29 protein-coding genes are annotated in these 25,050 nt (G+C 71.7%); 25 read left to right on the top strand and 4 right to left on the bottom strand.

Annotated elements, in window-relative coordinates:
* Positions 1-202 precede the first annotated feature (202 nt).
* From ACZ5XZ_RS35660 to ACZ5XZ_RS35645, 4 genes are all read left to right on the top strand, one after another.
* Positions 203-1,000: a hypothetical protein gene (locus ACZ5XZ_RS35660; protein ID WP_468985999.1), complete on the top strand. Its 798-nt coding sequence runs from the start codon at positions 203-205 to the stop codon at positions 998-1,000.
* Positions 997-2,226 (top strand): hypothetical protein, encoded by a 1,230-nt coding sequence (locus ACZ5XZ_RS35655; RefSeq protein WP_468985997.1) that lies wholly within the window; start codon positions 997-999, stop codon positions 2,224-2,226. Before ACZ5XZ_RS35660 ends, ACZ5XZ_RS35655 begins: the two co-directional genes overlap by 4 nt.
* A gap of 1,700 nt (positions 2,227-3,926) precedes the next feature.
* Positions 3,927-4,478 carry a MarR family transcriptional regulator gene (locus ACZ5XZ_RS35650; protein WP_468985994.1) on the top strand — a complete coding sequence of 184 codons (552 nt, stop codon included), beginning with the start codon at positions 3,927-3,929 and terminating at the stop codon, positions 4,476-4,478.
* Positions 4,475-4,891: a MarR family transcriptional regulator gene (locus tag ACZ5XZ_RS35645; protein WP_468985992.1), complete on the top strand. Its 417-nt coding sequence runs from the start codon at positions 4,475-4,477 to the stop codon at positions 4,889-4,891. The genes ACZ5XZ_RS35650 and ACZ5XZ_RS35645 overlap by 4 nt, the downstream gene beginning before the upstream one ends.
* 120 nt (positions 4,892-5,011) lie before the next feature.
* Here the strand turns inward: ACZ5XZ_RS35645 and ACZ5XZ_RS35640 are convergent, their stop codons facing one another.
* Complete coding sequence (locus ACZ5XZ_RS35640) at positions 5,012-6,487, bottom strand: hypothetical protein (protein ID WP_468985990.1); 1,476 nt, start codon at positions 6,485-6,487, stop codon at positions 5,012-5,014.
* A 668-nt stretch (positions 6,488-7,155) separates the two neighbouring features.
* Entirely contained in the window at positions 7,156-8,007 is an 852-nt protein-coding gene (locus ACZ5XZ_RS35635) for a GntR family transcriptional regulator (protein WP_468985987.1), read from the bottom strand.
* A 460-nt stretch (positions 8,008-8,467) separates the two neighbouring features.
* On the opposite strand from ACZ5XZ_RS35635, the gene ACZ5XZ_RS35630 reads away from it, so the two are divergent.
* The 18 genes from ACZ5XZ_RS35630 to ACZ5XZ_RS35545 all read left to right on the top strand — a co-directional run bounded on the left by ACZ5XZ_RS35630 (position 8,468) and on the right by ACZ5XZ_RS35545 (position 20,947).
* Positions 8,468-8,815 (top strand): hypothetical protein, encoded by a 348-nt coding sequence (locus ACZ5XZ_RS35630; RefSeq protein ID WP_468985984.1) that lies wholly within the window; start codon positions 8,468-8,470, stop codon positions 8,813-8,815.
* A complete protein-coding gene (locus tag ACZ5XZ_RS35625) occupies positions 8,812-8,940 on the top strand; it encodes a hypothetical protein (RefSeq protein WP_468985982.1) in 129 nt (42 codons plus the stop codon). The genes ACZ5XZ_RS35630 and ACZ5XZ_RS35625 overlap by 4 nt, the downstream gene beginning before the upstream one ends.
* Positions 8,940-9,227 (top strand): hypothetical protein, encoded by a 288-nt coding sequence (locus tag ACZ5XZ_RS35620; RefSeq protein ID WP_468985979.1) that lies wholly within the window; start codon positions 8,940-8,942, stop codon positions 9,225-9,227. Before ACZ5XZ_RS35625 ends, ACZ5XZ_RS35620 begins: the two co-directional genes overlap by 1 nt.
* Positions 9,224-10,018, top strand: a complete 795-nt coding sequence (locus ACZ5XZ_RS35615; protein ID WP_468985977.1) for a hypothetical protein — start codon at positions 9,224-9,226, stop codon at positions 10,016-10,018. The genes ACZ5XZ_RS35620 and ACZ5XZ_RS35615 overlap by 4 nt, the downstream gene beginning before the upstream one ends.
* Positions 10,015-10,242 (top strand): hypothetical protein, encoded by a 228-nt coding sequence (locus ACZ5XZ_RS35610; protein WP_468985976.1) that lies wholly within the window; start codon positions 10,015-10,017, stop codon positions 10,240-10,242. Before ACZ5XZ_RS35615 ends, ACZ5XZ_RS35610 begins: the two co-directional genes overlap by 4 nt.
* On the top strand, positions 10,239-11,645 hold the full coding sequence (locus ACZ5XZ_RS35605) for a hypothetical protein (protein WP_468985973.1): 1,407 nt from the start codon (positions 10,239-10,241) through the stop codon (positions 11,643-11,645). The genes ACZ5XZ_RS35610 and ACZ5XZ_RS35605 overlap by 4 nt, the downstream gene beginning before the upstream one ends.
* Positions 11,646-11,724: 79 nt before the next feature.
* The gene (locus ACZ5XZ_RS35600; protein ID WP_468985971.1) at positions 11,725-12,090 is read left to right on the top strand and encodes a hypothetical protein; all 366 of its coding nucleotides are present in this window, start codon (positions 11,725-11,727) and stop codon (positions 12,088-12,090) included.
* The gene (locus tag ACZ5XZ_RS35595; protein WP_468985968.1) at positions 12,087-13,787 is read left to right on the top strand and encodes a hypothetical protein; all 1,701 of its coding nucleotides are present in this window, start codon (positions 12,087-12,089) and stop codon (positions 13,785-13,787) included. The genes ACZ5XZ_RS35600 and ACZ5XZ_RS35595 overlap by 4 nt, the downstream gene beginning before the upstream one ends.
* Positions 13,788-13,922: 135 nt before the next feature.
* On the top strand, positions 13,923-16,274 hold the full coding sequence (locus ACZ5XZ_RS35590; RefSeq protein WP_468985967.1) for a P-loop NTPase family protein: 2,352 nt from the start codon (positions 13,923-13,925) through the stop codon (positions 16,272-16,274).
* Positions 16,275-16,423: 149 nt separating this feature from the next.
* Positions 16,424-16,996, top strand: coding sequence for a hypothetical protein (locus ACZ5XZ_RS35585; RefSeq protein WP_468985965.1), 573 nt, complete (start codon positions 16,424-16,426; stop codon positions 16,994-16,996).
* A 29-nt stretch (positions 16,997-17,025) separates the two neighbouring features.
* On the top strand, positions 17,026-17,367 hold the full coding sequence (locus tag ACZ5XZ_RS35580) for a hypothetical protein (protein WP_468985962.1): 342 nt from the start codon (positions 17,026-17,028) through the stop codon (positions 17,365-17,367).
* 37 nt (positions 17,368-17,404) lie between these two features.
* On the top strand, positions 17,405-17,893 hold the full coding sequence (locus tag ACZ5XZ_RS35575) for a hypothetical protein (RefSeq protein WP_468985960.1): 489 nt from the start codon (positions 17,405-17,407) through the stop codon (positions 17,891-17,893).
* A 39-nt stretch (positions 17,894-17,932) separates the two neighbouring features.
* Positions 17,933-18,391: a RapZ C-terminal domain-containing protein gene (locus tag ACZ5XZ_RS35570; protein WP_468985959.1), complete on the top strand. Its 459-nt coding sequence runs from the start codon at positions 17,933-17,935 to the stop codon at positions 18,389-18,391.
* Positions 18,388-18,978 (top strand): hypothetical protein, encoded by a 591-nt coding sequence (locus ACZ5XZ_RS35565; RefSeq protein ID WP_468985957.1) that lies wholly within the window; start codon positions 18,388-18,390, stop codon positions 18,976-18,978. Before ACZ5XZ_RS35570 ends, ACZ5XZ_RS35565 begins: the two co-directional genes overlap by 4 nt.
* Before the next feature lie 147 nt (positions 18,979-19,125).
* A complete protein-coding gene (locus ACZ5XZ_RS35560; protein ID WP_468985955.1) occupies positions 19,126-19,857 on the top strand; it encodes a hypothetical protein in 732 nt (243 codons plus the stop codon).
* 44 nt (positions 19,858-19,901) lie between these two features.
* Entirely contained in the window at positions 19,902-20,189 is a 288-nt protein-coding gene (locus tag ACZ5XZ_RS35555; protein WP_468985953.1) for a hypothetical protein, read from the top strand.
* Positions 20,186-20,434, top strand: a complete 249-nt coding sequence (locus ACZ5XZ_RS35550) for a type II toxin-antitoxin system RelE family toxin (protein WP_468985950.1) — start codon at positions 20,186-20,188, stop codon at positions 20,432-20,434. The genes ACZ5XZ_RS35555 and ACZ5XZ_RS35550 overlap by 4 nt, the downstream gene beginning before the upstream one ends.
* A 159-nt stretch (positions 20,435-20,593) precedes the next feature.
* Positions 20,594-20,947, top strand: coding sequence for a hypothetical protein (locus ACZ5XZ_RS35545; RefSeq protein WP_468985947.1), 354 nt, complete (start codon positions 20,594-20,596; stop codon positions 20,945-20,947).
* Between the two features lie 93 nt (positions 20,948-21,040).
* Here ACZ5XZ_RS35545 and ACZ5XZ_RS35540 read toward each other — a convergent pair whose 3' ends face one another.
* Positions 21,041-21,424, bottom strand: a complete 384-nt coding sequence (locus ACZ5XZ_RS35540) for a DUF6415 family natural product biosynthesis protein (RefSeq protein WP_468985945.1) — start codon at positions 21,422-21,424, stop codon at positions 21,041-21,043.
* Between the two features lie 5 nt (positions 21,425-21,429).
* Positions 21,430-21,681: a hypothetical protein gene (locus tag ACZ5XZ_RS35535; RefSeq protein WP_468985942.1), complete on the bottom strand. Its 252-nt coding sequence runs from the start codon at positions 21,679-21,681 to the stop codon at positions 21,430-21,432.
* Positions 21,682-22,240: 559 nt separating this feature from the next.
* Between ACZ5XZ_RS35535 and ACZ5XZ_RS35530 the strand changes: the two genes are divergently transcribed.
* The 3 genes from ACZ5XZ_RS35530 to ACZ5XZ_RS35520 are packed head-to-tail and all read left to right on the top strand — an operon-like array spanning position 22,241 to position 24,680.
* On the top strand, positions 22,241-23,446 hold the full coding sequence (locus ACZ5XZ_RS35530) for an XRE family transcriptional regulator (RefSeq protein WP_468986006.1): 1,206 nt from the start codon (positions 22,241-22,243) through the stop codon (positions 23,444-23,446).
* 13 nt (positions 23,447-23,459) lie between these two features.
* Positions 23,460-24,080 carry a 2'-5' RNA ligase family protein gene (locus ACZ5XZ_RS35525; RefSeq protein WP_468985940.1) on the top strand — a complete coding sequence of 207 codons (621 nt, stop codon included), beginning with the start codon at positions 23,460-23,462 and terminating at the stop codon, positions 24,078-24,080.
* 57 nt (positions 24,081-24,137) lie between these two features.
* Entirely contained in the window at positions 24,138-24,680 is a 543-nt protein-coding gene (locus ACZ5XZ_RS35520) for an HNH endonuclease (RefSeq protein ID WP_468985938.1), read from the top strand.
* Positions 24,681-25,050: the final 370 nt, after the last annotated feature.

Here is a 25,050-nt window from a genome sequence, read left to right as displayed (position 1 = left end):
CCCCCCCCCCCCCCCCCCCCCCCCCCCCCCCCCCCCCCCCCCCCCCCCCCCCCCCCCCCCCCCCCCCCCCCCCCCCCCCCCCCCCCCCCCGGGACTGTGACGGCCCCGGAGCCCTGAACCTCCGGGGTTGTCTTGTACGTGGAGTCAGTCGAATGTCAGCGTTTCGCTGACACTCGTACCGTGTCAGTGAAACGCTGACGCCATGCCGATGGATCCCACGAAACGCCGCGAGCTGAAGCAGGCGGCCGACGACCTTCTCAAGGACCGCTACAACGACGGTCGCGACATTCACGACCCCGCCGAGGTGATGAGGCACGTACGCGCTGCCGCCTACGGCTACTTCACCGCCCGTGGCGAGGAGCCTCCGGAAGTGCCGGCCGACGATGTCCTGGCCGCCCTCACACAGGTGGAGGGAGCGCGCCAGCAGCTGGAACGGCTGGAGCTGGACCTGATCCGCGCAGCCCGAACCAGGGGGGCCTCCTGGCAGAAGGTGGCCGACAGCCTCTTCCTGGACAAGCGGCAGAGCGCGGAGTCCAGGGCGATGCGGCTGGAGAACGCCGCCCGTAGCAGCCATCAGGACCATGACGCCGCCGGCGCCCGTATTCAGCGAGCCCGTCAGCGGACCGCTGACGCCTGGTGCGAGGCGCACGAGGACCGCATCCGGGAGATCGGGGAGCGCCTCTATGACGCCGCCGGAGCCTGGGCGGAGATGGACACGGACGTGCTGGCGGCCTCGTACATGCACCAGTTGGGCGCCACGCTCGCCGCCGGCGGCAGCGGGCCGAAGCTGATGGAGTGCCTGGAGCACCTGCAGATGACGTTCGCGCCCTACGGTAAGCCGCGTCTGGCACCGATCACGGGCACGCGGGCCGACGGCAAGGAGGTCACTGCGAAGCAGGCCGCCGCGGCGACCGCGGCCCGCGACGCGATGCTCGCGCTGATCGACGAACTCTGGGATGTCCGTCTCGCGGTGGTCAGCGCCCGGGAGCCGCGGTCGTGAACTCCGTCGACTGGTCGCTGACCGGCGGGGCGCTGCTCAGGGCGGCCGCGGCCGAGGTGACGAGCTGGCCGTCGACCAGCGATTCCCGCGCTCGTCAGGTGCGGTGGGTGGCTGGCGAGTACGGCCGCGCCCTGGTCCACCCCGACCACCCGCTGGACGACGAGGCCACGGTCAAGCAGGTCTACCGCCGTCGCCACGTGGAGACCTACCTGCGGCTGGCCCGCAGCGGCGCCCTGCGTGTCCGTACGGCCCGCGATCCGGCCAAGCGGTCCGACAGCAGCGAGCAAATCCGGCTGGAGGTCCTGGGGTTGCTCGTGAAGGCGTGCGGCGCCGAGGAGTTCGCCGAGTTGCCGGCGCAGCCCGACCCGCCGAGCAAGCCGCCGGTCGCCCCGCGGCCGCGGGCCCGGTTGCGGGCCCAGCTGACCGAGCTGGCCGACGCCCCCGGCGCGACCGCAGGCCGGCTGCGGATGCTCGCGATCGGCGCGACAGTGTCCGACACCGGAGTTCGGGCCGGCGAGCTGTGCGCGCTGACGGTCGAGGATCTTTCGCCCACGCTGGAGGAGCTGCGGGTCGTGCGCCGGCCGCAGGGCTGGAGCGAGGCGGAGGCGTACATCGAGCTGCTGGCGCTGTCCGGCCTGTCCCGCGCGGCGCTGCGGCGGTGGCTGCCCGAGCGCCAGGCGCTGCTCGCCCGGGGCACGTCCGGCGAGCTGTGGGTCTCGCTGCACCCCAATCATTTCGGTGGCGAGACCACCCCGGCCGGAACGCCGCTGCAGACACGGGGCCTGAGCCGCGCGTGGAAACAGGCGGTCGACGAGACGAACACCGAGATGGCTGGCGAGCCGGACTGGCGGCCGCTGCCGACGCGCATGGAGCAGCTGCGCCGCGGTGTCCGGCCGACGGCCCGCAACGCACCGAGGGAGCCGGACGCGGAGAAGGCCGCCGTGCTGCTGGACGCCGTTGCCGCCCGCGGCCGCGAACTGGCGACCGCCCGGGCCGACGAAGAGGGCACCACCGCGGAACTGTCGGCCCGGGTCGCCGTGCGCCTGGCGGTGACGGCCGCGTGGGCGGAGGGCATCGAGCACGCGGTCCAGCTGTCCGTCCTGACGGAGGCCGGCCTGAGCGACGATGCCGCGCTGGCGGCCGCCGGGTGGGAGCCGGCGCTGCTCGCCGCGGTCGACCGGAGCCGGGGATGGGGGAGGCCGACCAGGGCGGCCGTCGCCGGCTGAAGCCGCCCGCCGACGAGAACGGCCCCGGAGTCACATGCTCCGGGGCCGTCGCCGTGCCGCGAAATACCCCCGAGAAGGCCCCTGAGTGAGGCCAGGAGCGCCGATCAGCCTGCCGCCGCCCGGAGAGTGCCGATCATGACTCCAGAGCCGCACACGGCCGATCAGGGGCGCGCCCGCCCTGCTCTTCCAGTCGCCGCCCGTAGGGCGTCCTTCTTCCCATCGGTGGAGCCGGGCGCCTGTGGCGCCCGGCGGAGCCGATTGGGCTGTGTTGAGTCGTCCCGGAGGGATGTCCTATTTCCTCTCTGACCTGCACGTACGGCGTTAGGCCAGCCCCCACGGGCGGGGGCCCGTCATCACCTGAGCCACAGCGGTGCGTCAGCTTTCCACTGCCCGTCACCCCCACGGGTGACGGGCCCCCGCCCCTCCTCCTCTAACCCCTAACAGGCCCTCGGACCCGCGAAGCGGGTATGCGGTCGCTTCGCTTGTCGTGTTCCTGCGGGAACACGGTGGTTGCGCCCCTGACCTGCGCTTTCTGCGTGATGGGGTCGCCTCGGGAGGTCTCGGTGGCACCAGTACCGGGGTACTGGTGCCACCGAGAGGACGAAAGTCCATGGGCCTGTTAGGGGAATGGAGAGGGGAGCTGGTTCCGGCGCCGTGCGCCGGCGGTCGCGGCGGAGCCGCCATCGCAGCCTCACGCGCGTACTACCTGCAGATGGCCTCCGGCGTTCAGCGGCGCACGCGCCGCAAGGCGCAACCCTGTCTTGGTCTAGTTGACCTTGGTCTAGTTCTGGCGTGGCGATTCCGCCACCACGCGAGGACGGATTTCTGCCACCACCCGACGTGGGATTTCTGCCACCTCCGGAGGTGGCAGAAATCCCACCTCCGGAGTGACCTGCGGTTTTGCAGCCTCAGGAGCGAAAATCGGGCCTGAAGCCGGGCGACAAGAGGCAGCTGGAGCCCGGGCACGGATGTCAGCGGTCCGCTGACGCCGCGCGGTCTTGGTGCAGCGTCCCGCAGCGGGAAGGCTGCCGGTCACCGAGTCGTCGCTCAGCTCGCTTCGCGTGCGGCCATCGACGTCGACCGCTGGCCGGTGGACAGCAGCATCGCCGCGGAGACTCGGGTGGTGACGCGCCGGACGAGGAAGAGACATGTAGGAGTGGTTGCTGCCGGTGGGGGTGACGCCTGGCCGGACCTGGGGCCGGTGTCCGGTGGGGGTGGGCGCCGGCCGGACGGCTCCGCACCTCCGCACACCGGTTGTTGAGTGCGCGCATCACGGGGGCTGGCGTGCTGTGGTGGCGGTCGGTGACGGGCATCGGGGAACACCATGTCGGCGATGAAGCGCAGCAAGAACGGGAGGGAACCTGGGTGGCGCTGGGCCGAGGGGGACGGGAGAAGCGCAGATTGCGGGAAGTTGCACCCGTGGTGGCTGGGGTCGTGGTAAACGCGCGCCCGCGCCCGTTTGAGGACAGAAGGAGCAGATGCCTCTGACCTGCGGAAACGCTTGGCTAAGTGGCAGAAAAGTGCCGGATCACCGGCGAAAAGTTGCCGCTTAGGAGAGCTACCCGGCTGCGGCACTGTGCAAGACGCTCGCGAGTAAGAGGGCGTTTTTCGGAAGCTGTCCTGTAGGTTTGCGAATTAACCGGCTGTTCGTCGGAGCTAAGCGGCAAAAAAGTGCCTCTTAACGGGGCGATGGGAGCGACATGCCACCCACACGCAGGCGCCGCCTGGCGCTCGTCGACCAGGAGACCGGCGAGGTGGTGGAACCGAAACCGCGGACACCGCACCAGTTCGACGGCCGCGGGTACACCTTGCAGTCCAAGGGCGACGAGGTCCCGCTCTACTCCCTGAAGCTGACGGCTGCTGAATGGGCGGCGATCGACTGGCTTCGGGAGCACGATGCTGCGCACACCTACATCAAGGTGACCCCCGAGGAGCTGGCCAAGGACATCCTGAGCAATCCGACAACGGCTCGGAAGGCACTGGCACGGCTGGTCAAGTTGAAGCTGGTCCTCAAGCCGAGTCCGCGGGCGTCCGCCTACCAGCTGACCCCTAGGAGATACTGGGAGGGGGCAGGGAGCACCCAGGCCACGGCTAGCAAGCGTCTCGCCCCACCTCGAATCGCCCCGGATGAGAAGGCAGTCGCCCGGGCTGCTGCGGCGGCGGAGAAGGCCGCGGCGGCAGAGCGTACGACCCAAGCAGAGCCGAAGGCACCCAGGCCACGACGAGCTGCTGGAGAGGCGGCGACCCGATGACCATGCCGGCATTCGACCCCGAGCGGGACCTGGCGTCGCCCCCGCTCTACTCCCTCAACCTGTCCGCTGGTCAGCGAAGCGTCCTGGCCTGGATAGAAGACCATGGCGGGCTTTTCAGCGCGATCGAGGTCCCTGTTGGTGACGTCGCGAAGGACTGCGGCAGCTCTGACTCCACCGTGTACGACGCGCTGCACCGACTGCTCGGCCTCGGCCTCCTGGTGAGGGACGAGATCACCGGTCACTACCGGATCAACGCCCGATACTTCTTCGCTGCGAACCCGGACGTTCGCAGACTGCTGGCGGCAGCCCTGACCGACCCGCCGGTTACACCAGACGCACGGGCCCAGGCGCCTCGCAAGCTGAGCAACGCCGATGCCCGCCGGCGCCGGGTCGTTCGGCCAGTGAAGGAATGAGGACTGGCCGCTCGCCACGATCGCGCGTCCATGGCGTCGCTCCCGGCCGGGAGCGACGCCATGGCAGTTCCTGCCCCGCTGGCCGTCGGCGGGTAGGCCGGCAACCAGCTGGAACCCGCGTTAGCGCGCCGCAGCGAGGTCCAGGTGCTGCGCAAGTTCTGCACCCCGGCACACCCCACACAGGCCGTCCTCGGCGTCCGTGAGGCGCTTGCAGCCCGAACCATCCCACCGGGTGCCGGTGCACGGCACCCGCTCCAAGGGCGCGGTGTTCGCCAGGGCCGGCCCCGGCGACGCCGGGACATCGAGAGCGGCCAGGCGGAGACGGTGCGCCTCGGTGGCAGCAGCTTCTGCTGCCTGGTGCGCGGCCAGCAGAGGGCTGATGCCACCGTGAGCGTCGCCCAGCTCCAGTTCGCCGATATCAGCGCGGAGGCGTTCGGCCTCGGCGAGCACCCGAGCACGGGCATCCGTCCACCCGGCCGGAGGCTCCGGCATGGCCGCAATGTCGGCCGCCGCCCGGTCCGCCGCCGCGACGATCGCGCGCTCCAGGTCGGCGGTGCACTCCCCGCACACCGCGCCGTTGCTGCCGCGGTCACGCTCGCAGGCCGGGCAGCACCGCGCGGCGGCCGCGGCCGCCGCTGCTTCCTTCTGCGGCCGCCGCGCGGCCGCGTAGTCCGCCTTGTAGTTCTTGTTCCGCTCGATGCACAGCCGGCACGCCTCACCCGTGCCGATCAGCTCGCTGTCCTCACACTCCGGATCCGGGCACTCGCCGTGCCGGAGCATGGCCACCGCAGCGCCCACCGGACGCTCCAGCCGGCCAGACTCGAACTTCCGGGCGTACCCATGGGAGTGCCACCGGCGCGAGACCCGGTCGACCAGCTGCTCGGCGGTCCGCTCCCGCAGCTGCTTCTCGATCGCCGTGACCAGCGTCTTGGGCGCGTCGGTGTGGGCCGTTTCGCGCATCGCGGCCCGCAGCTCCGGCGCGAACGCCGTCAGTACCTGCATCACCTCCGGCACCAGCGTCACGGCGGCCTTTGTCTTCCCCTTCTTGCGCGGGGCGGTCGGCTTCTTCGGAGGCTGGCCAGCAGGCGCCGGCGCTGCCCCTTGGGTCGGAATCGTCGCAGCCGCCACCTTCTTGGCGGCCTTCGTACGGCCCTCCCACTTGGCGGCCGACGCGACCTCAGGGTGCGCGTCGTAGAACTGGCCGAGCACCATGTGACCGGTGTAGCCGGCGGGCGGGTTGTACCGGACGTAGTAGCGGTAGCCACGGCGCATGCCGCCCTGGTAGCGGTACTGCTCCACCCGGATCACCTGGGCCGCCTCCAGTTCCTTGCGGTACCGCGCGACGCCGCGATCGTCCTCCAGGCCCAGGATCAGCGCGATGGCTTTCTGCTTCGGGCAGGCGATCCGCTTCCGCGGGTCGCGGATGTTGGCGTTGATGTGCTCCGCCAGGAACGCGTACATCGTGAAGGCTTTGGGCGACAGGCCGGCCAGCAGCACCCACACCGGGACGGGTGTGGTGTACGTCGGCCAGTCCTCACCGATCAGTTCGTCGCCGAACTCTTCGCCGTTCGCGTCGTCCCGCTCGTAGTCGCTCATCGGGCCACCTCCGACGCGGTGGCGAACGAGGAGGCGCAGGTCTTAGGCGTGTGGTGCGTCATGGGGCTGGTGTATGCGCCAGACCGGACACGTCCGGGGGCGCGGAGGTACTGCATTGTGCGGGGCTCCCAATCGGGTAGGAGTCGCACATCGGTGGGGATCACCCGATAGCCGGTATGCGCGGGGGAGGTGGTGCCCTTCCCGGCAGATGCTGGCTATCCTGGGCGACGGTGACCGGGCCCCCTGACGGGGTCGGGAGCCCGGCGTTACCGCCGACGTACGACTCACGTAGCTGTAGAGGGCGAGCGAGTCGATTTGATGGCCGGTCCTGTTGGCGCAGGGCCGGCCATCGTCATGTCACGGAGGCTGAGGCATAGACACGCCACCGTCCGCGGCGCGTGAAGTGGGCGGCGTGTCGCCGAGCGTGGTCCAGCTGCTGCCGGTGGGTGCGCGTAGCCTGCTGACCATCACAGGCACCTCCTTGTCAGGTGCTTGATCACGGAGCCGACCACCACAACCGGCGACGCGATCGACAGGCCCCCGCTGGGGGCCTGTTCGTGTGTTGCGGGTCATCATCCCCCCTTGCGCGACCTGTGCCGTGCCCGCGTGAATTTCGGGTGTGTCGAGCGACGAAGCCCGTTCCCAAAGGTGACAAATGCGGGCAGGCGCTAGCTGGCCTTCGGGGGGATCTCGACAGGGGTGACGGGCCACTGAGCCGACTCACCCCGCTGGAGTTTTCCCGCCAGCTCGACTCGATCGCCCGGGATCACTCGGATCGTCACCTCGATCGGTTTGGCGGTGCGGGCTGAAGTGCCGACGATCACGGACTCCAGCACCGGGATGGACTTCGCGATCTCCAGGAGCTTCGCCTCTTCGGCGTCTGGCATCCGAACACGGGAAGTTTCCTCCCAGCCGATCGGGCCGTGGCCTGCCTCTTCGAGCCGGTCAAGGTAGCCGCCGGGCCCAGGCGACGCTTCGGCGACCTTCGGAGCGTCCTCGACAGCGGCCGGGCTGATCCAGGTATCGACGAGCTGGAAGGGCGGTTCACCGACGGGGCTGGTGACGCGCCGCCGGCGCAGCACCTCGGCGCCGGGGTCGAGGCCGAACTGGTCCGTCACCTCGGCCGGCGCAGGCAGCACCTTGCGGAACGGGCGCCCGTGGGCCTCCCATGGCTCGTCCGGGCGTGCTGCAGCAGGGAATACGTATCCCCGTGCGGGGTCACGGGTGACCGTCACTCCGCGCGTGATGCGGCGACGCACTGGTGGCTCCAGCACGACGGAACCGCGGCGTTGGATCGTCCGGACGAGCCCCTCCCTCTCCAGTTCCTTGTACGCGCTGCGAACGGTCTCGTGGTGGATGCCGAGTTCGCTCGCGTACGCCTTGAGCTGCGGCAGTGTCGATCCGGGCGGGTAGGTCCCGTCCAGAATCGCGGCGCGCAGCTCTGCGGCGAGCTGTCGCCACTTGGTGGCTCGGGGCTCAGTCATCGGGATGCGTTTCTCCTCAGTTCGTGGCGTCACCACCAGACTAGAACAGACCTAGGTTTTAACCCTCTCCGCGCCTCCATGTCCAGGCGAAACAGCAAAAAACCTAGGGTTATTGACATCCCCTTCCCGGCATGGTGTCATCTTCCCCGAGGCGCAAAAAACCTAGGTTTAAAGCACCTCGATCTACGTGCTTAACGGCATGGCCATGCCGTAAATGCGCCCCTGGAACCGGCCCTTCGGGGCACGGCCGGCGGACAGCTCGATCGCCTTGAGAACTGAATACGCAGGGAACGGCCGGTAACCCGTGGGCCTGCCCTACCGCGCCGAGAAGGGCGGATGGGTGACGGTCAGACGCCGTAGAGCGAGCTGACGGAAGGCAAAGACCGGCACAGCGCCAAGTACGGCGCGACCCCCGACACGGCGCTGGAGACGCCATATGTGCCGGGGGTGCGCACGGACCAAGAACTCTTCACAGGAGTTGATCCGCATGCACATCATGACTGACCCTGTGATCATCAGGCGAATCCCGCGAGGGAGCGCCGATCGCGACGCCCTGATCGGACTGTCGACCGGACTCCGGCTCGACGTCGACCTGGTCCTGGGCGCCGAGTACGAGATCCCCGAGAACCTGACCGGTCAGCAGCGGCGCGAGGCGCTGCTGCTGTGCTTCACCGAGGAGTACGCCCGCGCCGAGGCCCTGCGCGACATGGCCGACGCTGGTTTCGCCGACGTCCCGCACGCCATCGCCCAGCTGGCCACGGGCTCTGTCCTCGACGACATCGAGGACGAGGACAACCGCCGCGGCTACGAGGACGAGTCGCTGTTCCAGGCGGTGGCGGCATGAACGCCCAGGAGCAGGCGGCCAGGGAAGCCGCCGAGACCGCCGAGGCCGTCAAGCGCGCCGAGGAAGCCCGCCAGCAGGCGGAGGCGGACCTGCGCCGCCACGGCCAGGCGATGGCGGTGCGGTGATGACGCTTACCGAACTCACCCACATCGGGCGCGAGTTGCTGCAGCGCGCCGACGAGCTGCACTCGGCGGCGCTGGTCGCACTGATCGCCGCGCTGCTGGGCCTGGCCTTCGGGGCCGGCCTGGTGCTGGAGCCCGCGCTGGTCGCCATCGTCACCGCGCTGGTCGCGCTGGTGAAGGCCGCGGCCGCCATCGCGGCCGCCGGACTTCTCGGCCGCGTCGTCGTCCGTCTCGCCTACCGCTACTTCACCCGGCCGCGGTCGGGCACCTTCAGGGGGTACTCCGCATGATCCGGTTCATCACCAAGCGCCGGCTGGCCGAGATCACCGGCCAGCGTGACCACGCCGAGGCCCGCGTTTTGGCCGTCCAGCTGCGACTCGCCCGCATGTTGGGCGAACGCAACCAGCTGCTGAAGGACTTCGACGCCCGCGCCCTCCTGGTCCAGGCCCAGGCCGCCAAGCTGGAGCGCGAGCGCGACGTCGAGGAGAAGCGCGCGGACGAGCTGGCTGCCGGCCTGATGCGGACCCACGAGGAGTTGGCCGAGCTGCGGAAGGTCGAGCAGATGCTCCAGGACGTCATCGACTTCTACTTCACCGCCGCGGAGGCGCCGGTGGAGGTCCTGGTCCGCGACGGAAAGGCCCACGGCGTCTACCGCGCCCGCCCGGCCGCCGAGGATGCCGCGCGCAAGGCCGACCCGACGATCGGCGACGGGCCCTGGCGGCCGGTCCCGGCGGACAAGGACCCCCGGGTCGGCTGGATCGTCAGCACCCACCGGCTGGCGGAGACGGAGCGCCCGCCGCACTTCCAGGAGCTGGCCGATCGCTACTGCCACGCGGACAACAAGACGCTGTTTACCTGCGACGTCAGCAACTGGTCGCTGCTGATCCTCCACCTCAACGAGAACTGCGAGACGTGCAAGGGCGCGCTGGTCGAGGCCCCGGAGGACGCGCTGCTGGGTGCCGGGCAGGCCGCTTACGACAAGGGCCTGCCTGCCCAGCACGCGTACGTCCTGATCCGCCGCGAGCTGGAGCGCCGGCTGACGGAGGCCGCCAGCGAGTCCGCGAAGGCGGTGACGGCGTGATGTTCCCGATCCTGCGCCGTGGCGTCCGGGCCGACTGGACGCCGGCCGACATTGAGTCGTGCCTGGTGCTGCTGGACATGGGCGTTGCCCGACCGGCCCGGCGCGTGACCCGGGCCCGCCGGGGCCGGCCGCTGCGCCGCGCCTACCGCGCCGCGCTGCGGGCCGTCGCGGCCGCGCACCTCCCCTTCAACCCGCCCCCCTTGATTCGAAAGGAGACCCGGTGACGACGTACAGCACCGAAGCACCGCCCACCAACGGAACACCGTCGCCCGAGCCGCCGTTCGGATCGACCCCGCTGCCGACCTCCCGACGGGAGGAGCGGCGCCGCGACAACAGGGACGAGCGCGCCGAGCGGCGGGAAGACCGGCGCCAGGAGCACGAGGAGCGACGGCGCAACGCTGAGCACGCGCAGCAGCTGAAGGAGCAGCGGCGCCGCGCCAAGGCCCAGGCGCGGGCGGAGCGGAAGAAGGCGGCAGCCAAGAGCCGCAAGGACCGCCGGGCGGCCTGGCAGGCCCGCACCATCGCTGTCCAGTCGCGTCTCGCGGCGCACATGCCGCTGTGGGGCCTGCCGGTGGTGCTGGTGTCCATGGTGGTCGGCTGGAGCGGCCAGGCTGGTGCAGCCGCGCACCTGGGCATGGGCTGGGCGGCCGGTGGCGTGCCAGTCATGACCGAGGGCATGACGCTGACGTTCGCTGGCCTGACAGGGCAGGCGATCGAGGCCAAGCGCCCAAGCCAGGGGCTGATGCGGGCCACCTGGGCCACCGCGATCGTGGCGGCCGCGGTGAACGCGTCGGGCCACCTGATTGAGGACAGCACACCGGCCGGTGTGTACCGGGCGGGCGCGTACGCGGTGGCGTCGCTCGGCGCGGTGATCCTGTGGTGGGTCGTGATGCGTTCCAAGAGGACGGCCGTCTCCGGGCGCACCGCCGAGGACGTGGCCCGGTGGCGCAGGATCAGGCGCCGTCACCCGATCCTGGTCCGGCGCGCCCGCCGCATCTCCGACAGCACCGGGGTGCCGATGGCCGAGGCGTACCGGCAGACGTGGACGAGGGTCCACGGGGCCGGTCCCGGCGAGCCGTCGATCAAGGAGATCCGGCGCGGCCGCCGTGCCGCGTACCTCCGGTCGCTGGCCGAGGGTTGGGACGGCCGCAGGCGCTTCCTGTTCCGCGATGCGCCAGTCCCCGAGGTGGTTCCGGCGGCAGACGAGGCCCCGGCGGAAACGGTCGACGAGGACGCGTCCGCCGATGCGCCCGAGGTGATCCCCGCACCGTTCCTCCCGGTCGCCCTGGCGGTTCCCGGGCCGGACGGAACCTGGGTCGCACACCGCGTGCCGGTGCATCCGCTGGGTGCGTCCCGCCCCGCCGAGGAAGCGGTTGCCGAGGACGCTACAACCCGCTTCCCGCAAGGGCAGGACCCGGTTTCGGAGGTCAAGGAGAGCGTCGCCGACGACCGCCTGGAAACGGTCCGCCAGCTGGTCGCCGAAGTCGCCGCGGCCGGTGGGGACCTGATGCGGGAACCGTCCGCGCGCAAGACCGCGAAGGCGCTGGGATGCAGGCCGGGAACGGCCCGCAAGTTCCTCGCCGAGGCACTCGCCGAGCACGGCATCGTCCGGCCCGGCCGGCGCTGACCGCCCCGCTTCCCTCTCTGCCCGGGACGCGCCCGCACCCGTAGCCGGTGCGCGTCCCGGGCCCTTCCCCGGAGGACTCATGTCCGCTCGATTCGTTCGCGCCGTCCGCTTCCTGGCGGCCGAAGCCCTCAGCGCCCTGTCCGTATTCACCCCGCTCGCCGCCGGGGCCGTTGCCGGCCTGTACGTCCACGGCGACCTCAACTCCGCTCTCCCGCACCTGGTGCAGGGGCCCACCGGATCCAGCCTCGGCCTGACGCTCATGGCCGCCACGTTCATCGGCATCGGCGTCGAGGGCGTCACCCGGGAGTGGTTCCTGCAAACCCAGGCCCAACTCAAGGGCCGGCCGTGGCAGCCGTGCCCGGCCTGCGCCCAGCCCGTCGAGGCCGCGCCCGCCGACTTCTGGCCGCTCCCGGCCCTGCCCCACCGAAAGGAGGTTGACCAGTGAGCACGACCACCGAAGACCTCGATCTCGACACGGACGTCGAGGAGGACCTGGACGGGGGCCTCGACACCGACGTCGAGCCGGAGTTCGACCCCGAGGCGCCGGCCGTACGGTCGGCAACCCCGACCCCGCACGTGCCCGGCGGCATCCCCGCCGTGCCGTTGACGGTCATCGGCGCCAACTCCACGGTGGCGGCGGTGTCCGCCGCCGTAGTGGCCGCCGGGGCCGTGCCCACCGGTCTGGCGGCCGCGGGTCTCGCCGCCACCGCGATGGGGGCGGCCGCCCTCAAGCGCCGTTCGGCCACGCAGAAGGCGACGGCCGCCGGTGGGAAGGCCGGCAAAGCCGCGGGCCGTACGGGCGCCGCTTCGGGCGGAGCCGCCCGAAGCGGCGGGAAGGCCGGCGGTGCCCTTCCCCGGCCCCGGGGCGGCAGCAACTCCCGTACGGGAGCGGCCGGCCCCGGCAAGAGCGGCGCGCGAGCGATGCGGGCCGCGGGCCAGGCCGCCAAGCAGCGGCCCGGCCAGCCGACCAAGCCCAAGGGCAAGCTGGGCGCGGTCAAGGCCGCCCGGGACGACCGCAAGGCCGCCGCCCCCACCCGCGCCCAGCAGCGCGCCAAGGACACCGCCGACACCCGGCGCCTGGCCGACGCCCGGCGCGCGGCCAAGGCGGCGCGCAAGGCCGAGAAGAAGGCCGCCAAGGGCAAGGGCCCCAAGGGCGCCGGAGCATCCGGTGGCAAGAGCCTGAACCTGAAGAAGTCCCCGAAGCCCGACAAGACCGGCGGCCGCGGGCCGCAGACGAAGGACACGAAGGACAAGGCCAAGAAGGACAAGAAGGCCAGCCGCAAGGACGGCGCCGAGAAGCTGACGATGCGTGAGCGGGCCCGCCAAGCCAAGCGCCAGGCCCGCGAGGCGGCCCGCCGCGCGAAGGACGAGCGGACACACCGCCGCCTGGGCCGGATCAAGGCCCTGCGCAAGCGGGCCCGGGCCCGGGCCCGGATGTGGCGCCGGCTGACCACCTCGGCACTGCGCTGCTACGCCCGCAAGGCCCTTGCGGTCGGCATCTCCCTGCCGTTCTTCGCCATCGGCCTGGTCAGCCACCCGCTGGGCGTGTGGCTGGGCTGGAAGTGGCTGCAGTACCCCGGCCCCCGCATCTACCGCCGACTGGCCGCCGCCGCGGACCGGGCCCGGCGAACCCGCGACAGCCGGATCCGAGACGAGTACGACGCGGCGGTTGAAGCCGCCGCCGACGACCAGGACGACGAGCCGATCGCCGCGACGGTTCGCCGCGCACCGAGAAACCACAACGCCCACAGCGGCGCGAGCACAGGAGGTTCCACCAGCATGTCCACCACCGCCGGCCCCGGCTTCCTCTTCAACGAGTCCGCCGCCGACATGGAAGCGGCAGCGCAGAGCTACGACCCCGACGGCATGATGCACGTCCACGACACCATCCAGGGGTTCCCGGCCGCGCTGGAGTCGGTGGCCAACACCTTCGCCATCCTCGCCCAGAAGTCCGACGACGAGTTCCCGCTGGAACCGGAAGTCGGCGAAGCCATGGAGGCCATCTACAAGGCCCTGCAGCACGCGATCGACGAGGCCGAGGAAGCGTTCAAGACCTTCCGCGCCGTGCACGAGCAGGACATCCGGCGCCACGAGGAGCCGCGCAACAACGCCGAAGAAGGCTGGGACACCACCAACAACTAGCCCGCCCGCCGTCCCGTTCCGGGTCCGCACACCGCTGGTGTGTGGGCCCGGCCCTCTTCCTGGCCCGTGGTTGAGGGGAACCCGGCAATTTTGCCGGGTTCCCCTCAACCACGGCCTTCCCGATCGGAGACCCAGGTGACAGACACGATCCCCCGAGAGCGCCGCAGCCCCAAGCACCTCAATCTCAAGAACACGAAGAAGAAGGCCGGCACCGACAGCCGGCTGCCGCCGCTGGACTGGGCCCGAGGGCACGGGCCGATCACCGGGGCCCTGTCGGCGACGACCGGCGCGGCCGCGGTGGCGATGCTGGGCACCGCGGCCGGCATGCCGGACGGCTGGCCGCTGGTGATCGGCGCGGCCGGCGCCATCGGCCACGGCATCGGCCACAGCGTCCACCGCAAGCTCACCGTCCGCTCGATGGTCTCGCGCGCCGCGTCCTGGCTGGTGGCCGGAGGCTGGACGACCTGGGCCATGGCACATGGGCCGCTGTCCTGGGCGGCCGCCGGGACGCTCACCGCGATCGGCGTGGGCACCTGGGCCGCCGCGTCGCACACCGCGGCCTGGGAGGAAGTCGCCGAAGAAGAGCGGTTCTCCGCCGAGGCCAAGGCGGCCGCCGCCCAGCTGGACCGCTCCCGTCGGGAGCTGGCCACCGAGTGGCAGGAGCGGATCAGGAGGGTCACCGGGGTCGCCGTCAAGGTGGTCGCCGTCGAACACTGGCCGTCCGGCGCCGGCTTCAGCATCGAGGCGGAGCTCCCCGGGGCCGGGGTGACCTGGGACCGCGTCAACGCCCGCTCCCGGGCCCTGGCCGCCGATGCCCGGCTGCCGCTGGGCTGCACCGTCCACGTCGAGGAGGGCCAGGCGCAGGGCCTGGTCGTCCTCGACGTGATGACGAAGAACATCATGCGCGAGGAGCGCCTCTACCCGGAGGACTACAGCCCCTTGTCCATCCTGACCGGCATCCCGTGGGGCCTGCGGCCCAACGGCGAGGAGATCCGGGTGTTCCTGCGCGAGGCGTGCGCGCTGGTGCTCGGCCCGCCCGGATCGGGCAAGAGCACGTTCCTGGACGCCATCCTTGCTGGGTTCGCCCGCTGCACCGACGTGCTGACCTGGGTGATCGACCTCAAGCAGGGCGCTATCGGCATTCCGTGGGTGACGCCGTGGCTGGAGGCCCAGGGACTGATCGAGCCGGACGACCCGGACGACGTGGCGCCCGCCGGCACCAACCCGGGCGTCGACTGGCTGGCCGCCACCGTCGACGAGGCGATCCGGATGCTGAAGGCCGTTATCCGGATCAACAAGGGTCGGCAGGTGCGCTACCAGAAGCTGATGCGGCAGCACGACACCACGCTGCTGCCGGTCAGCGCCGACGTTCCGATGATCATGGTCGTGATGGACGAGGGCGCCGAGGCCCTGGCCCACGCCAACAACCGCCGCGAGCCGAAGAAACGCGAGTTGGCCGGCCTGGTCAAGGAGGTCATGCGCACCACCCGTGCCATGGGAGCACGCGCCGTACTGACCGCCGTGGACGGCAACGTCAGCACCATCGGTGACACCGTCGTCAAACGGTTCTCCCCGGTCTCCGTCGCGCTCACCAGCGGGGAGAACTCGGGCCACAACCTGGCCAAGGTCTTCCCGCGCGTGAAGATCGACGCCTCCCAGCTCAACGCCAAGGGCGCCGGCGTCATTGGCGACAGCGGCGCGGACGGCTTCGCCCCGACCGAGTTCAAGGGCTGGAAGACCATGCCGTCGATGGTGCGGCGCGCGGTGCTGGCCACCAACGCCTACCGCAGCACCCTCGACCAGATCTCGGTCGAGCTGGGCGGCACCGACTACACCGAGCGGTGGAGCCAGGAGCGCGCCGGGTGGCTGGTCGCCGCGGCCGTGGCCGTGCGCAACGGCCAGGGCGGGCAGGACGAGGAGGAAGCCGCAACGGCCCAGACGGCGACCGCCGTTGTCGACCAGCCCGAGGCGCCCGAGTCCTCCCGCCGCAGCAAGTCCCTGGGCCTGTCCTACCAGCGCCGGGCCCAGGAGGACCCCGACGCCCTGGCCGCCAAGCTGATGGCGGAGATCGACCGGACGTACGGCAGCACCGAGGAGCCCGACCGCAGCGGCACCACCCCGAACGCCGGCGACGACGACGCCGGCCGCGGGGACGACGGCGAGCAGGACGGCGGCCGCCGCCGGTCGCTGAACCTGTCCTACAAGGACAAGGCCCCCGAGCCGCAGGAGCCGCAGGCCAAGGACGCCGGTCCCGCCGAGCCGGAGCCGGCGCCGCCCGCGGTCGGCCCGGAGTGGCTGCCCACGGCCGTCGACGCCATCGAGTCGGCCGGCGCGGCCGGGCTGAAGGTCGGCGCCATCGCGGGACTGGTCAAGCGCGACCGCAAGACGGTCCGCACCGCCCTCCAGGAGGCCGTCGCCCGCGGGGAGTTGGTCTACCGCGAGAACGGGCCGCAGTCGGTGTTCATCCACCCCGACCACGCCGAGTAGTCACACGCGGCTACTGAGTACTGGGTAGTGGGGTCCACCCCACTACCCAGCACAAGCCCCCAGAGCCCCAAAACGGCCCTCTACCAGCACTTTTACTGGGGCCCCACTACCCGGTACCCACTACCCACTACCCAGTACGGCAACAGAACGTGACCAACGCGCGGGCGGTCGACGACCGCCCGCCCCGGCCCCCGGAGGACCCGGTGGACACCACCCCCGAGCACATCACCGCCCTTGCGCGGGCCGACCAGCCCTGGACCGCCCCGCGCCCGACCGTCCAGGCCCCGCTCGCCCCCGCACCCGGCGACGGCGCCCAGCTCGGCGTCGTCGTCCCGCCCGAGCAGCTGGCGGCGCTCATCGCCGCCGCCCAACTCGCCCAGCAGCCCGCCGCACAGCAGCCGGCGGCCGCACCGGTCGAGACCCGCGTCTCCGGCCGGGCCAAGGGCGCCGCGCTAGTCGCTGCCGCCGGCGGGATAGGGGTAGGCGCCGCCGGGGCCGGCATCGGCTACGGCGCCGGCCTGATCGCCGACCACTCCGAGGGACTGATGACCGCAGCCTGGGCGCTAGGGATCGGCGGCGGCTCCATCGCCGCCGTGGTCCTCTTCCTGCGCTTCATGTTCGGTGCCGGCCGCGCCACCGCCGGCACCACCAACCAGACCGTCCACCAGACCGTGAACAACAACGGCTGGTGGTCCAAGGGCTCCATCAACAACCACCGGTGAGCCCGCCGTCCGAACAGATCGGAGAACACATGGAACCGTCCGCAGAACTGGCCCAGATCACCGGAATCGAGTCCGCCGCCGACCGGGCCGGCACCGGCGCCGACGGTGAGCTGGTCTATCTCGCCCCGGCCGCGGCCGCCGCGCTGAACCTGCTGGCCGACGCCATCAAGCGCCGCGGCGCCGACCACTACGACGTGGTCGACGCTCTCAAGAAGGCGGGCGTGCACACCGCGTTCGCCGAGGTCCTGGACGCCGCCAGCACGGCCGTCACGGACGCCATGGACGACCCGTACGACGCCGACGACCGGCTGAACGCCGACAACCTCAGCGCCGCCGCCGGCGACGTCCGCGACGCCTTCCGCTGGCTCTGACCCCAACTCCACACACAGGAAAGGGATTCCGCCCACCATGGCGATCTTCCGCCGCACCCACACCGCCCCCGACTCCACCCACACCCCGCCCCGGCCCCACCCGGCGCCCGCACCGCGGCCGGCCCCGGCGCCGGCCGAGCCGCCGCTGACCGCCCCCGCATCCCCCGCCGAGGTGGAGATCATCGAGCGCGTCATGCTCGCCGCGTCGTCGCGTGACCCCTACCGAACAGAGGAGTTCGTTTCCCAGCTCTACCAGCGTCTCGGCGCGGCGAGCGTCCTGGCCGGGGACGTGCCGCCCGCCAGCATCCCGATCCGGGCCGAAGAGGTCGAGCAGTTCGGTGACGCGGTCAGGCGCGTGCGCGACCATCTGCTGGGCTCCTCGAAGCTCGCCGAGGAGGGCCGACAGCTGCTGCGCCGCCTCCAGGTCCGCCTCGGCCGCGAGCGCGCACTGCGCGAACTCGGCGGACTGCCGGTCTACGCCGTCCAAGCCCTGCCCGCCGGCGACCACGCCACCGCGGAGGACTGACCGGTGACCACCAACTCCACACCCGAATCAGGAGCTCCCATGTCCCGCCCGGCCCGTACTTCCGCAACGACCAGCACGGTCGTGATCACCTCGTACGGCCTCGGCCACCACGACGCCCCGACGACCCTGCCCGCCGTCGTCGTCGACACCCGGCCGCTGCGCAACCCGCCGGAAGACCCGGCCGTGCGCCAGCAGCTCACACGCCTTACCGGCCGCGACGAGTCCGTACGGACCTACGTGATGGCTACCCCCGGCGCCCCGCGGCTCGTCGACCAGGCCATCGACCGGATCCGGCAGCGCCTCGGAACCAGCGGGCACATCGAGGTCCACGTCCATTGCCAAGGTGGCCGCCACCGGTCAGTCGCGATCTCTGAGGAGATCGGCGACCGGCTGCGCGCCGAGGGTATCCCCGTCCAGATCACCCACCGCCACATCGACCGCCCCATCCTGCCGACCTCCCCGGCCCCCCGGCCGGCACGGACGGAGGCGACTCGATGAGGCGCGAATTCGAACGGCTTGCCCTTCTCGGCGCGCTGATCGCCGTTTTCGGTGAACTCCACCCCTTGTGGGATCAGTGGGGGCAGCGCAGCCAGGACGCATCACGCAAGGACCTCAAGGGCGACCGCATGGTCTACCGGGACGGCACCCCCGTCGGTGAGGAGTCCGAAGACCGCGCCGGCTGGCCGACCATGACCGAGAGCGCCTTAGGCCGCCGCAGCGTGGCACGGCACGTCGCGTCGTACACCGCCGGGCAGCTCGCGGGAACGATCGCGGCGACCCGTGCCCTGGGCTACCGCCTCCCCGGTCGCGCGCTCCTGGCCGGCACGGTGATCAACGCCGTGACCCACGCCGTCATCGACAGGCGCGCGCCTCTTCTCTGGCTCGCCAAGAAGACCGGCAAGTTGGGCTACATCGAGCACTGCACAGCGGCCCGAGTCGCCGAGGACGGATCCGTGACCGCGGAGCTGTCCGGGCCGGGGACGGCCCTGATGGAGCTTGACCAGGCCCTGCACCGGGCCATCAACGTTGGTGCCGCCGTGGTCACGACGTGCATGGCCGAGCCGCGCACGAGGCGGCGGAAGTGAGCGACAAGGGCCTGGCGGCCCGCTTCCCGCGCTGCGGCCAGCGCCGCGGAACCTCGCACGGCTGACAGTGCCGCGCGGAATGATGGCGGGGGACGAGACCGCGCGAATCGGTCTCGTCCCCCGCTCAACCTTAGGAGCGCACCGACGATGAACGACACCAGCGCGCAGCGTCTGCTGCCCGCCGACGAGAACTTCCTCAGCGATCTGTTCTCACTGGAGGAGCCGCTGCTGATGTGGCTCGAAGAGACCACCCGGGCCGCCCGCGCCGGCGACGAGGACGCCTGGAGACTGCCGCCTGGCCTCGACGGCGAGAAGGCACGCGCCGCCTGGAACAACATCTTCACCGCCCTGCCCGTGGGGCTGCGCAACGAGTGGCACGCCATGCGCAGCGGCGAGGAGGCCAAGGGCCGCAACCGCGTTTACGGCCCCGACGGCTACGAGCAAACCCCGCTGTACGTCGTACCCGTCGACCAGGCCGACTTCGACGTCCTGGCCGCGATGCTCGGCGACTGCCGCAAGGCCGTGGCGCGGGAGCAGGGCTACCTCGACCTGTGCAATCTGCTCACGGACGCCGGCGAGGAGTACGGCAGCGAGTCCTACGACCGTCAGCCGGAGACCGCCCAGCAGGTCACCGACCGCCTGGCCCGCGCGCTGGCCGTGCTGCAGATGGAGCGGGACGCGGATGTCGAGACGCTGCTCCAGGCCGTGACCGCCGCAGGCCCGGACGGGCGGATCGACCTCACCGCCGCCCAGGCGGCTGCCGCCGAGCGCTTCCTCGACCGCGTGATCACCGCGACGACCGCCGGAAAGCCGGCCATCGAACGCGATCTTCAGCGGTTCGTTGCTTTCGGTGAGACCACGCGCAGGGGCGAGCGGTGACCGCTCCCGGCGCTACGGTGGAACGCAGAGCCGAGGAGGCGAGCATGAGCGACATCACGACGGCGACCTGGACCACGTACGTCGATGGCCGGCCGGTGGAGATTCCGGCGACCATAGACGGCATCCAGGCCACCCTCGACGAGGCCGACGTCGCAGCGTTCGACGCCGAGGTGCGCAGCACGCCGGTCCACGATCTGCACCGTGTGCTTGCCCGCTGGGCACTGCCCAAGGAGGCCGAGGACGAGGACGATGCGGTTGTGGCCCGGCTGAAGGCCGGCGACTTCTCCGGCTGCGTGCCGCAGGACGACGAGCACCGTACGGGGGTGGCGTGAGCCGCTACCGCATCCAGTACGCCCCCCAGGCCGAGGCGTCCCGCAAGGCCATGGCGCCGGAGACCCGCGCCGGGTTCGAGCGGGCCATGGACAACACGTTGGGCAACGACCCGTACGGGCACGGTTCCGTCCAGCTCAAGGCTGACGACCCCGATTACCGCGAGGTGACGGTGGCCGACACCTTCGTGGTCTATTACGTCTCCTCGGCCGTGCTGACCGTTACCGCGGTCCGCATCGTGCACTGAGAAGAACACCAAGGCGGGCCCTGTCTCCGGACGGGGCCCGCCTTTTTGCGTTCCCATGTCAGCGGAACGCTGACGTCACTCGCGGGGCGTCTACGGCATGCTGGACCACCGCCAGGGGCGCGCCCGACGCCCGGCCGGCAGCAGTTGAGGAGTGACGCGATGAGCGAACCGCGGAACACAAGCGAGGCCGCCGCCCTGGCGGCCGCCGATTCAGCGGTCGGTGTCGGCCCGTACACCCGCCAGCAGTACGAGACCGCCGCAGCCGCTATCGGGGTGCCCGCGGTGGATGACAGCGCCATTGCCGCACTTTCGACCGCGGTGCGTCAGGGCCTGCCCGCCGTCGCGGGCGCCATCGTGTCCGAGCTGCACGAGGGCGCGGGCCTCCGATTCCCGGAGGCCGCCGCGGAACTGGTTCAGCGGCGAGCCGACGGCATTGAGCGCGTCGGCGACGCACCGAACGCTGGCGTCAGTGAACCGCTGACATGGTGGTGGGCGGAAGGCCGCCCACGGTGACGTCCGGGGACATGGTGAAGCCCCGGCGTTCCGCGATGGAGTACGGAGCGCCGGGGCTTCATTCGCCTGAGCTACGGGGGAAGCTGCAGGCGGTCAGGGGGGTGGTGCGGCAGCCGGCCGGGCGGCCTGCAGCCGGTCGAGTCGCTCGTAGAGGGAGCGGACCTGTCGGGCGCGCATCTGCACGCACCGGGCGGTACCCAGGCGAGGCTGTGCCAGGCGCCGGTCTGATTCCTCCAGCACCACCTCGGCCAGGACGCGCGCCTCGGCGTGCGGCGGCAGGCCGGCGCAGTAGCGCCGGACTTCGGCCGCCACCGCCCAGCCGTGCCCGGTCAGCTGGAGGGCGATCTGGTCGTAGTCGCGGGGCTGGAGGGTGGCGGGGCCGGACCAGGCGATCGCGGCCTGCACCAGCCGCATGTGCGGCGCGCGGTCCAGAGGCAGGCCGAGGTCCGCGTCGAGACGGCCGTCAGGGTCGTACACGACGGTCACTGCCCCGCCCCCGCCCTTGATGCCTCCAGAGCATCGACAGCGGCGTCGATGCCCTGCGCCAGCCGGGACGCCAGATCTGCGCTGCAGCCACCCAGCTCCACGAAGCCGCGACCGTTGAACATGACGGTGCCGCGCAGCGAGGGCAGGACGATGTCCAGCCGGGCCAGCGCGGCCGCGAGGTCCGAGGCCGCGGCCGAACCCTCCAGATAGCCGTCGCGTTGTGCGTTGTTGCTGGTCGGGCGTGTCATGACGGCCCCTTCATGCGAGCGGCGAACTGTCGTCCCCGAGACGACAGGAAGGATTGGGACTCCACAGTTCCAAGGCGCGCCGTCCTTGTCGCGGGCGCTGGAGTCCAAAAAATGTGGACGCTGCCGGGTGGCGCCACCTGCGGCAACGCCGATGCGTGCGGCAGGCGTGGTCGCCAAGGGCCCGTGTAAAGCGTCCAGTTGACGCGTTCGTGGTCCGGCGCCGCTCTACCGTGAGGGGCAGGAACACCGTCGAGGAGCGGAAATGGCCCCACATCCGACCGGCGCGAAACGCGACCGGGATCGGCTCCGGCAGGAGATGACGGAGGCCGGCTGTGAGCTGGCGCAGATCAGCATGGAGATGAGGACGCGGTTTCGGATGCGGCCGCGTGAGGCGTGGCGGCATGCGCACGGCCTGACGCTGCAGGCTGCCGCGGACCGCCTTAGCGACCTCGGGGGTTCCCGCCGTGGGGTGGAGGTTGCCGCGGACGCATCGCTGGTTGCGAAGTGGGAGAAGTGGCCGGCCCCCTCAGGCCGGAAGCCTTCTCCGCAAGTGCTGGTGATGCTGGCCGAGCTGTACGGGTGCGACGTCGCCGATCTGCTCGACTACGACGACCGCCGTGCGCTTCCGCCGGCCGATCTGCAGGTGCTGGAGCACCGGCCCGCGCCCGCGCCCGCGCCGGCGCCGCCGGCGTCGACGCTCGCCCCGCCACCGTCGGCGGCGGAACCGCAGGGCGCCGCCCTGGCGGCGGCCGCCGCGGACGAGTCGGCGGCCTGGGCGATGTGGGCGGAGTCCACCAACGTCGGTGACCTGGCGTGCGAGCAGCTGCTGGCCAACACCCGTTCCCTGGCCCGCGCCTACCTCGCGGCGGATCCACCGCTTCGCGTCTTCACCTCGGCCAGGACCCTGCGCGACAAGGTGTTCGCGCTGCTGGAGGGGCACCAGCACCCACGGCAGACTCGCGAGCTGTACGTGCTGGCCGGCTATCTGTGCGGACTGCTGGCGTGGATCAGCTCGGACCTGGGAGAGCCTCACCAGGCTGATACCCACGGCCGCACCGCGTGGCTGTGCGCCGAGTTGGCCGACCACGACGGATTGCGCGCCTGGACGCTGTCCACGCGGGCGAAGGTGGCTTTGTGGGACGGCCGGATGCGCGAGGCCGTCACCCATGCCCGCCGGGGAGCCTCCCACCGCCCGCCGGGCACTGTGGGGGTGCTCCTGGCCTGCCAGGAGGCGGATGTCTGGGCGAGGCTTGGGGCCACGGGTGAAGCCCAGGAGGCGCTGACCCGCGTGGACGAGGCCCGCGCCGCGCAGCACGGCCCGGACGACGACATCGGCGGACTGTTCAGCTGCGACGACTTCCGGCGCGTCAACTACACGACCGGCGTACAGCTGCGCACCGGCGGCGCAGCAACGGCACGGGACGAGGCGGCCGCCGCCCTGGCCCTGCCCACCCGCCGCGCCTACGGCACGGAGGCCCAGATGCGCATCACCCTCGCTTCCGCGCACGTCGCCCTCGGACAACCCGAGGGGGCGCTGGAGGCCCTTCAGCCCGTGCTCGCCCTGGCGCCCGAGCAGCGGCTGGCCCCCGTGGCGACGCGGCTGCGGGAGTTCGCCGGCGACGTCGCACGATCCCCGATGGCGGACGGGCGGGCAACGAGTCACCTGCAAGCAGCGGTCGAGCACTGGTGTCTCGAATCGGCGCCCCGCCGCTTCGCCCTGCCGCCAGGCGCGCCGGGCGCTCTGGCCGGAGGGGTGGGTGACTGATGGGATGCGGCCCATGACACTCACCGACCGTATGGCCAACCACTGGTGGTGGAGGCCCGGATGGGGCCCGGGCAGCCGCTTCTACACCTTCCACTTCACCTTCCGGCAGGCGAACGGCCTGCACCGCCTGGCCGCCGACTACCGGCGCGCCCTGGCCGATGTCGACGGCCTGGACCTGGTGCCCGACGAGTCCCTCCACCTGACCACGCAGGGGCTCAACTTCGTCGACCGCGTCCCGGAGGGCGATCTCCGCGGCATCCTCACCGCCGCCCAGCATCGTCTCGCCGCCGTCCCCCCGTTCGATCTGACGGTGCACCGCCCCGAGGTCACCCCCGAGGCGATCCGCTGGGAGGCCGCGCCCAGCGGCCCGCCGGCCGCGGTCCGGACCGTGCTGCGCGACGCCATCGGCAGCGTCTGGGAGACCGTCCCCGAGCCCGCTGACGGGTTCGGCCCGCACATCACCATCGCCTACAGCAGCGCCGACGGGCCAGCCGCTCCCGTGCACGCGGCCCTCGGTACCGTGACGACCGAGCCGGCCACTGTCCACGTGGACCAGGTCGAGCTGATCGTCCTGCACCGGGACCGGCGGATGTACGAGTGGGAAGTCCACACGCAACTCCCCCTCGGCGGGTAGCAGGAGCCACCGGCGCGCACGGCGCGCCGGTGGCACAGCATCGGGGGAGGGAGCGTAGTGAGCCCAGCCGAGCGTGCTCTGTCGTACGTGAAGGCCCGCAGCATCCTGGTGCCGCACGGATGCCGCTACTGGACGGGTGCGCTGACGAGCGACGGCTACGCCAAGGCCGTCATCACCTCCGAGGGCCGGGAGCGTACGGTCCGCGTCCACCGGTGGCTCTACGAGCAGGCGGTAGGCCCCGACCCGCTGCCGGCGTCGAGCGTCATAGCGCACGCGTGCAACGAGTCGCTGTGCGTGTGCCTGGAGCACCTGGCCGGCGCGTCGCAGCGGGCCAACCTGGCGCAGATGGCCGCGCAGGGCCGCAGCGCCGGCCGCGCCCACCAGGGCCGGGCCGATACCCGAGGACCGCTGGGCCGGGCGCAGGCGATCCAGGCCGCCCTCCGCGACGGGCTCGACCTGCCGGCGCTTGCCGCCGCAATGCGCGACGGCGACCCGCGCCCGCTCGTACACCAGGCCCTGGCGGGTGGGTACGACGCCGACGCCTACCTGGCCGCCGTCGAGGCGAGCGACCCCAGCGCCGCCCAACTCCCGCTGTTCTGACCGCCTCGACCCGTCGAGGGGCGCCCACGGTCACATGGCACGCGTGGCCGCCTCTCGTCGGCGACTGCGGCGGTTCCTGGGTGCCAAAAGACGGCCGGCTACGGAGAGGGAGGGGGAGGGGCCGGCCCCCGTTGCCGTCCAGTCGGGCCGTACAGGGGTCGGGCGCCGTACTCCCACCGTCACGGATGCAGGCGCGTGAGGAGACCCAACGGCCCGTAGGGGCTGAGGGGGAGCAGCTGCTGCCGCGATGTGGCGCAGACCGTGGGGGCGCTCCGCTCAGCGCGGGCCGGATTCGCCAAAAACGCGCCCTGACCTGGGCTTTTCGCTTGCTCGATGGTTCTAGTTGCGGTAATGTATGTCATGTCGGAAC

It is taken from the genome of Streptomyces sp. NPDC033270, from assembly GCF_055576575.1.
This window is presented reverse-complemented; position numbering and strand designations above follow the sequence as displayed.

Coding starts and splice junctions, on each gene's coding strand:
- ACZ5XZ_RS35660 (WP_468985999.1), top strand. CDS start 203: ATGCCGATGGATCCCACGAAACGCCGCGAGCTGAAGCAGGCGGCCGAC.
- ACZ5XZ_RS35650 (WP_468985994.1), top strand. CDS start 3,927: ATGCCACCCACACGCAGGCGCCGCCTGGCGCTCGTCGACCAGGAGACC.
- ACZ5XZ_RS35645 (WP_468985992.1), top strand. CDS start 4,475: ATGACCATGCCGGCATTCGACCCCGAGCGGGACCTGGCGTCGCCCCCG.
- ACZ5XZ_RS35640 (WP_468985990.1), bottom strand. CDS start 6,487: ATGAGCGACTACGAGCGGGACGACGCGAACGGCGAAGAGTTCGGCGAC.
- ACZ5XZ_RS35630 (WP_468985984.1), top strand. CDS start 8,468: ATGACTGACCCTGTGATCATCAGGCGAATCCCGCGAGGGAGCGCCGAT.
- ACZ5XZ_RS35625 (WP_468985982.1), top strand. CDS start 8,812: ATGAACGCCCAGGAGCAGGCGGCCAGGGAAGCCGCCGAGACCGCCGAG.
- ACZ5XZ_RS35620 (WP_468985979.1), top strand. CDS start 8,940: ATGACGCTTACCGAACTCACCCACATCGGGCGCGAGTTGCTGCAGCGC.
- ACZ5XZ_RS35615 (WP_468985977.1), top strand. CDS start 9,224: ATGATCCGGTTCATCACCAAGCGCCGGCTGGCCGAGATCACCGGCCAG.
- ACZ5XZ_RS35600 (WP_468985971.1), top strand. CDS start 11,725: ATGTCCGCTCGATTCGTTCGCGCCGTCCGCTTCCTGGCGGCCGAAGCC.
- ACZ5XZ_RS35580 (WP_468985962.1), top strand. CDS start 17,026: ATGGAACCGTCCGCAGAACTGGCCCAGATCACCGGAATCGAGTCCGCC.
- ACZ5XZ_RS35575 (WP_468985960.1), top strand. CDS start 17,405: ATGGCGATCTTCCGCCGCACCCACACCGCCCCCGACTCCACCCACACC.
- ACZ5XZ_RS35570 (WP_468985959.1), top strand. CDS start 17,933: ATGTCCCGCCCGGCCCGTACTTCCGCAACGACCAGCACGGTCGTGATC.
- ACZ5XZ_RS35565 (WP_468985957.1), top strand. CDS start 18,388: ATGAGGCGCGAATTCGAACGGCTTGCCCTTCTCGGCGCGCTGATCGCC.
- ACZ5XZ_RS35560 (WP_468985955.1), top strand. CDS start 19,126: ATGAACGACACCAGCGCGCAGCGTCTGCTGCCCGCCGACGAGAACTTC.
- ACZ5XZ_RS35555 (WP_468985953.1), top strand. CDS start 19,902: ATGAGCGACATCACGACGGCGACCTGGACCACGTACGTCGATGGCCGG.
- ACZ5XZ_RS35545 (WP_468985947.1), top strand. CDS start 20,594: ATGAGCGAACCGCGGAACACAAGCGAGGCCGCCGCCCTGGCGGCCGCC.
- ACZ5XZ_RS35535 (WP_468985942.1), bottom strand. CDS start 21,681: ATGACACGCCCGACCAGCAACAACGCACAACGCGACGGCTATCTGGAG.
- ACZ5XZ_RS35530 (WP_468986006.1), top strand. CDS start 22,241: ATGCTGGCCGAGCTGTACGGGTGCGACGTCGCCGATCTGCTCGACTAC.
- ACZ5XZ_RS35525 (WP_468985940.1), top strand. CDS start 23,460: ATGACACTCACCGACCGTATGGCCAACCACTGGTGGTGGAGGCCCGGA.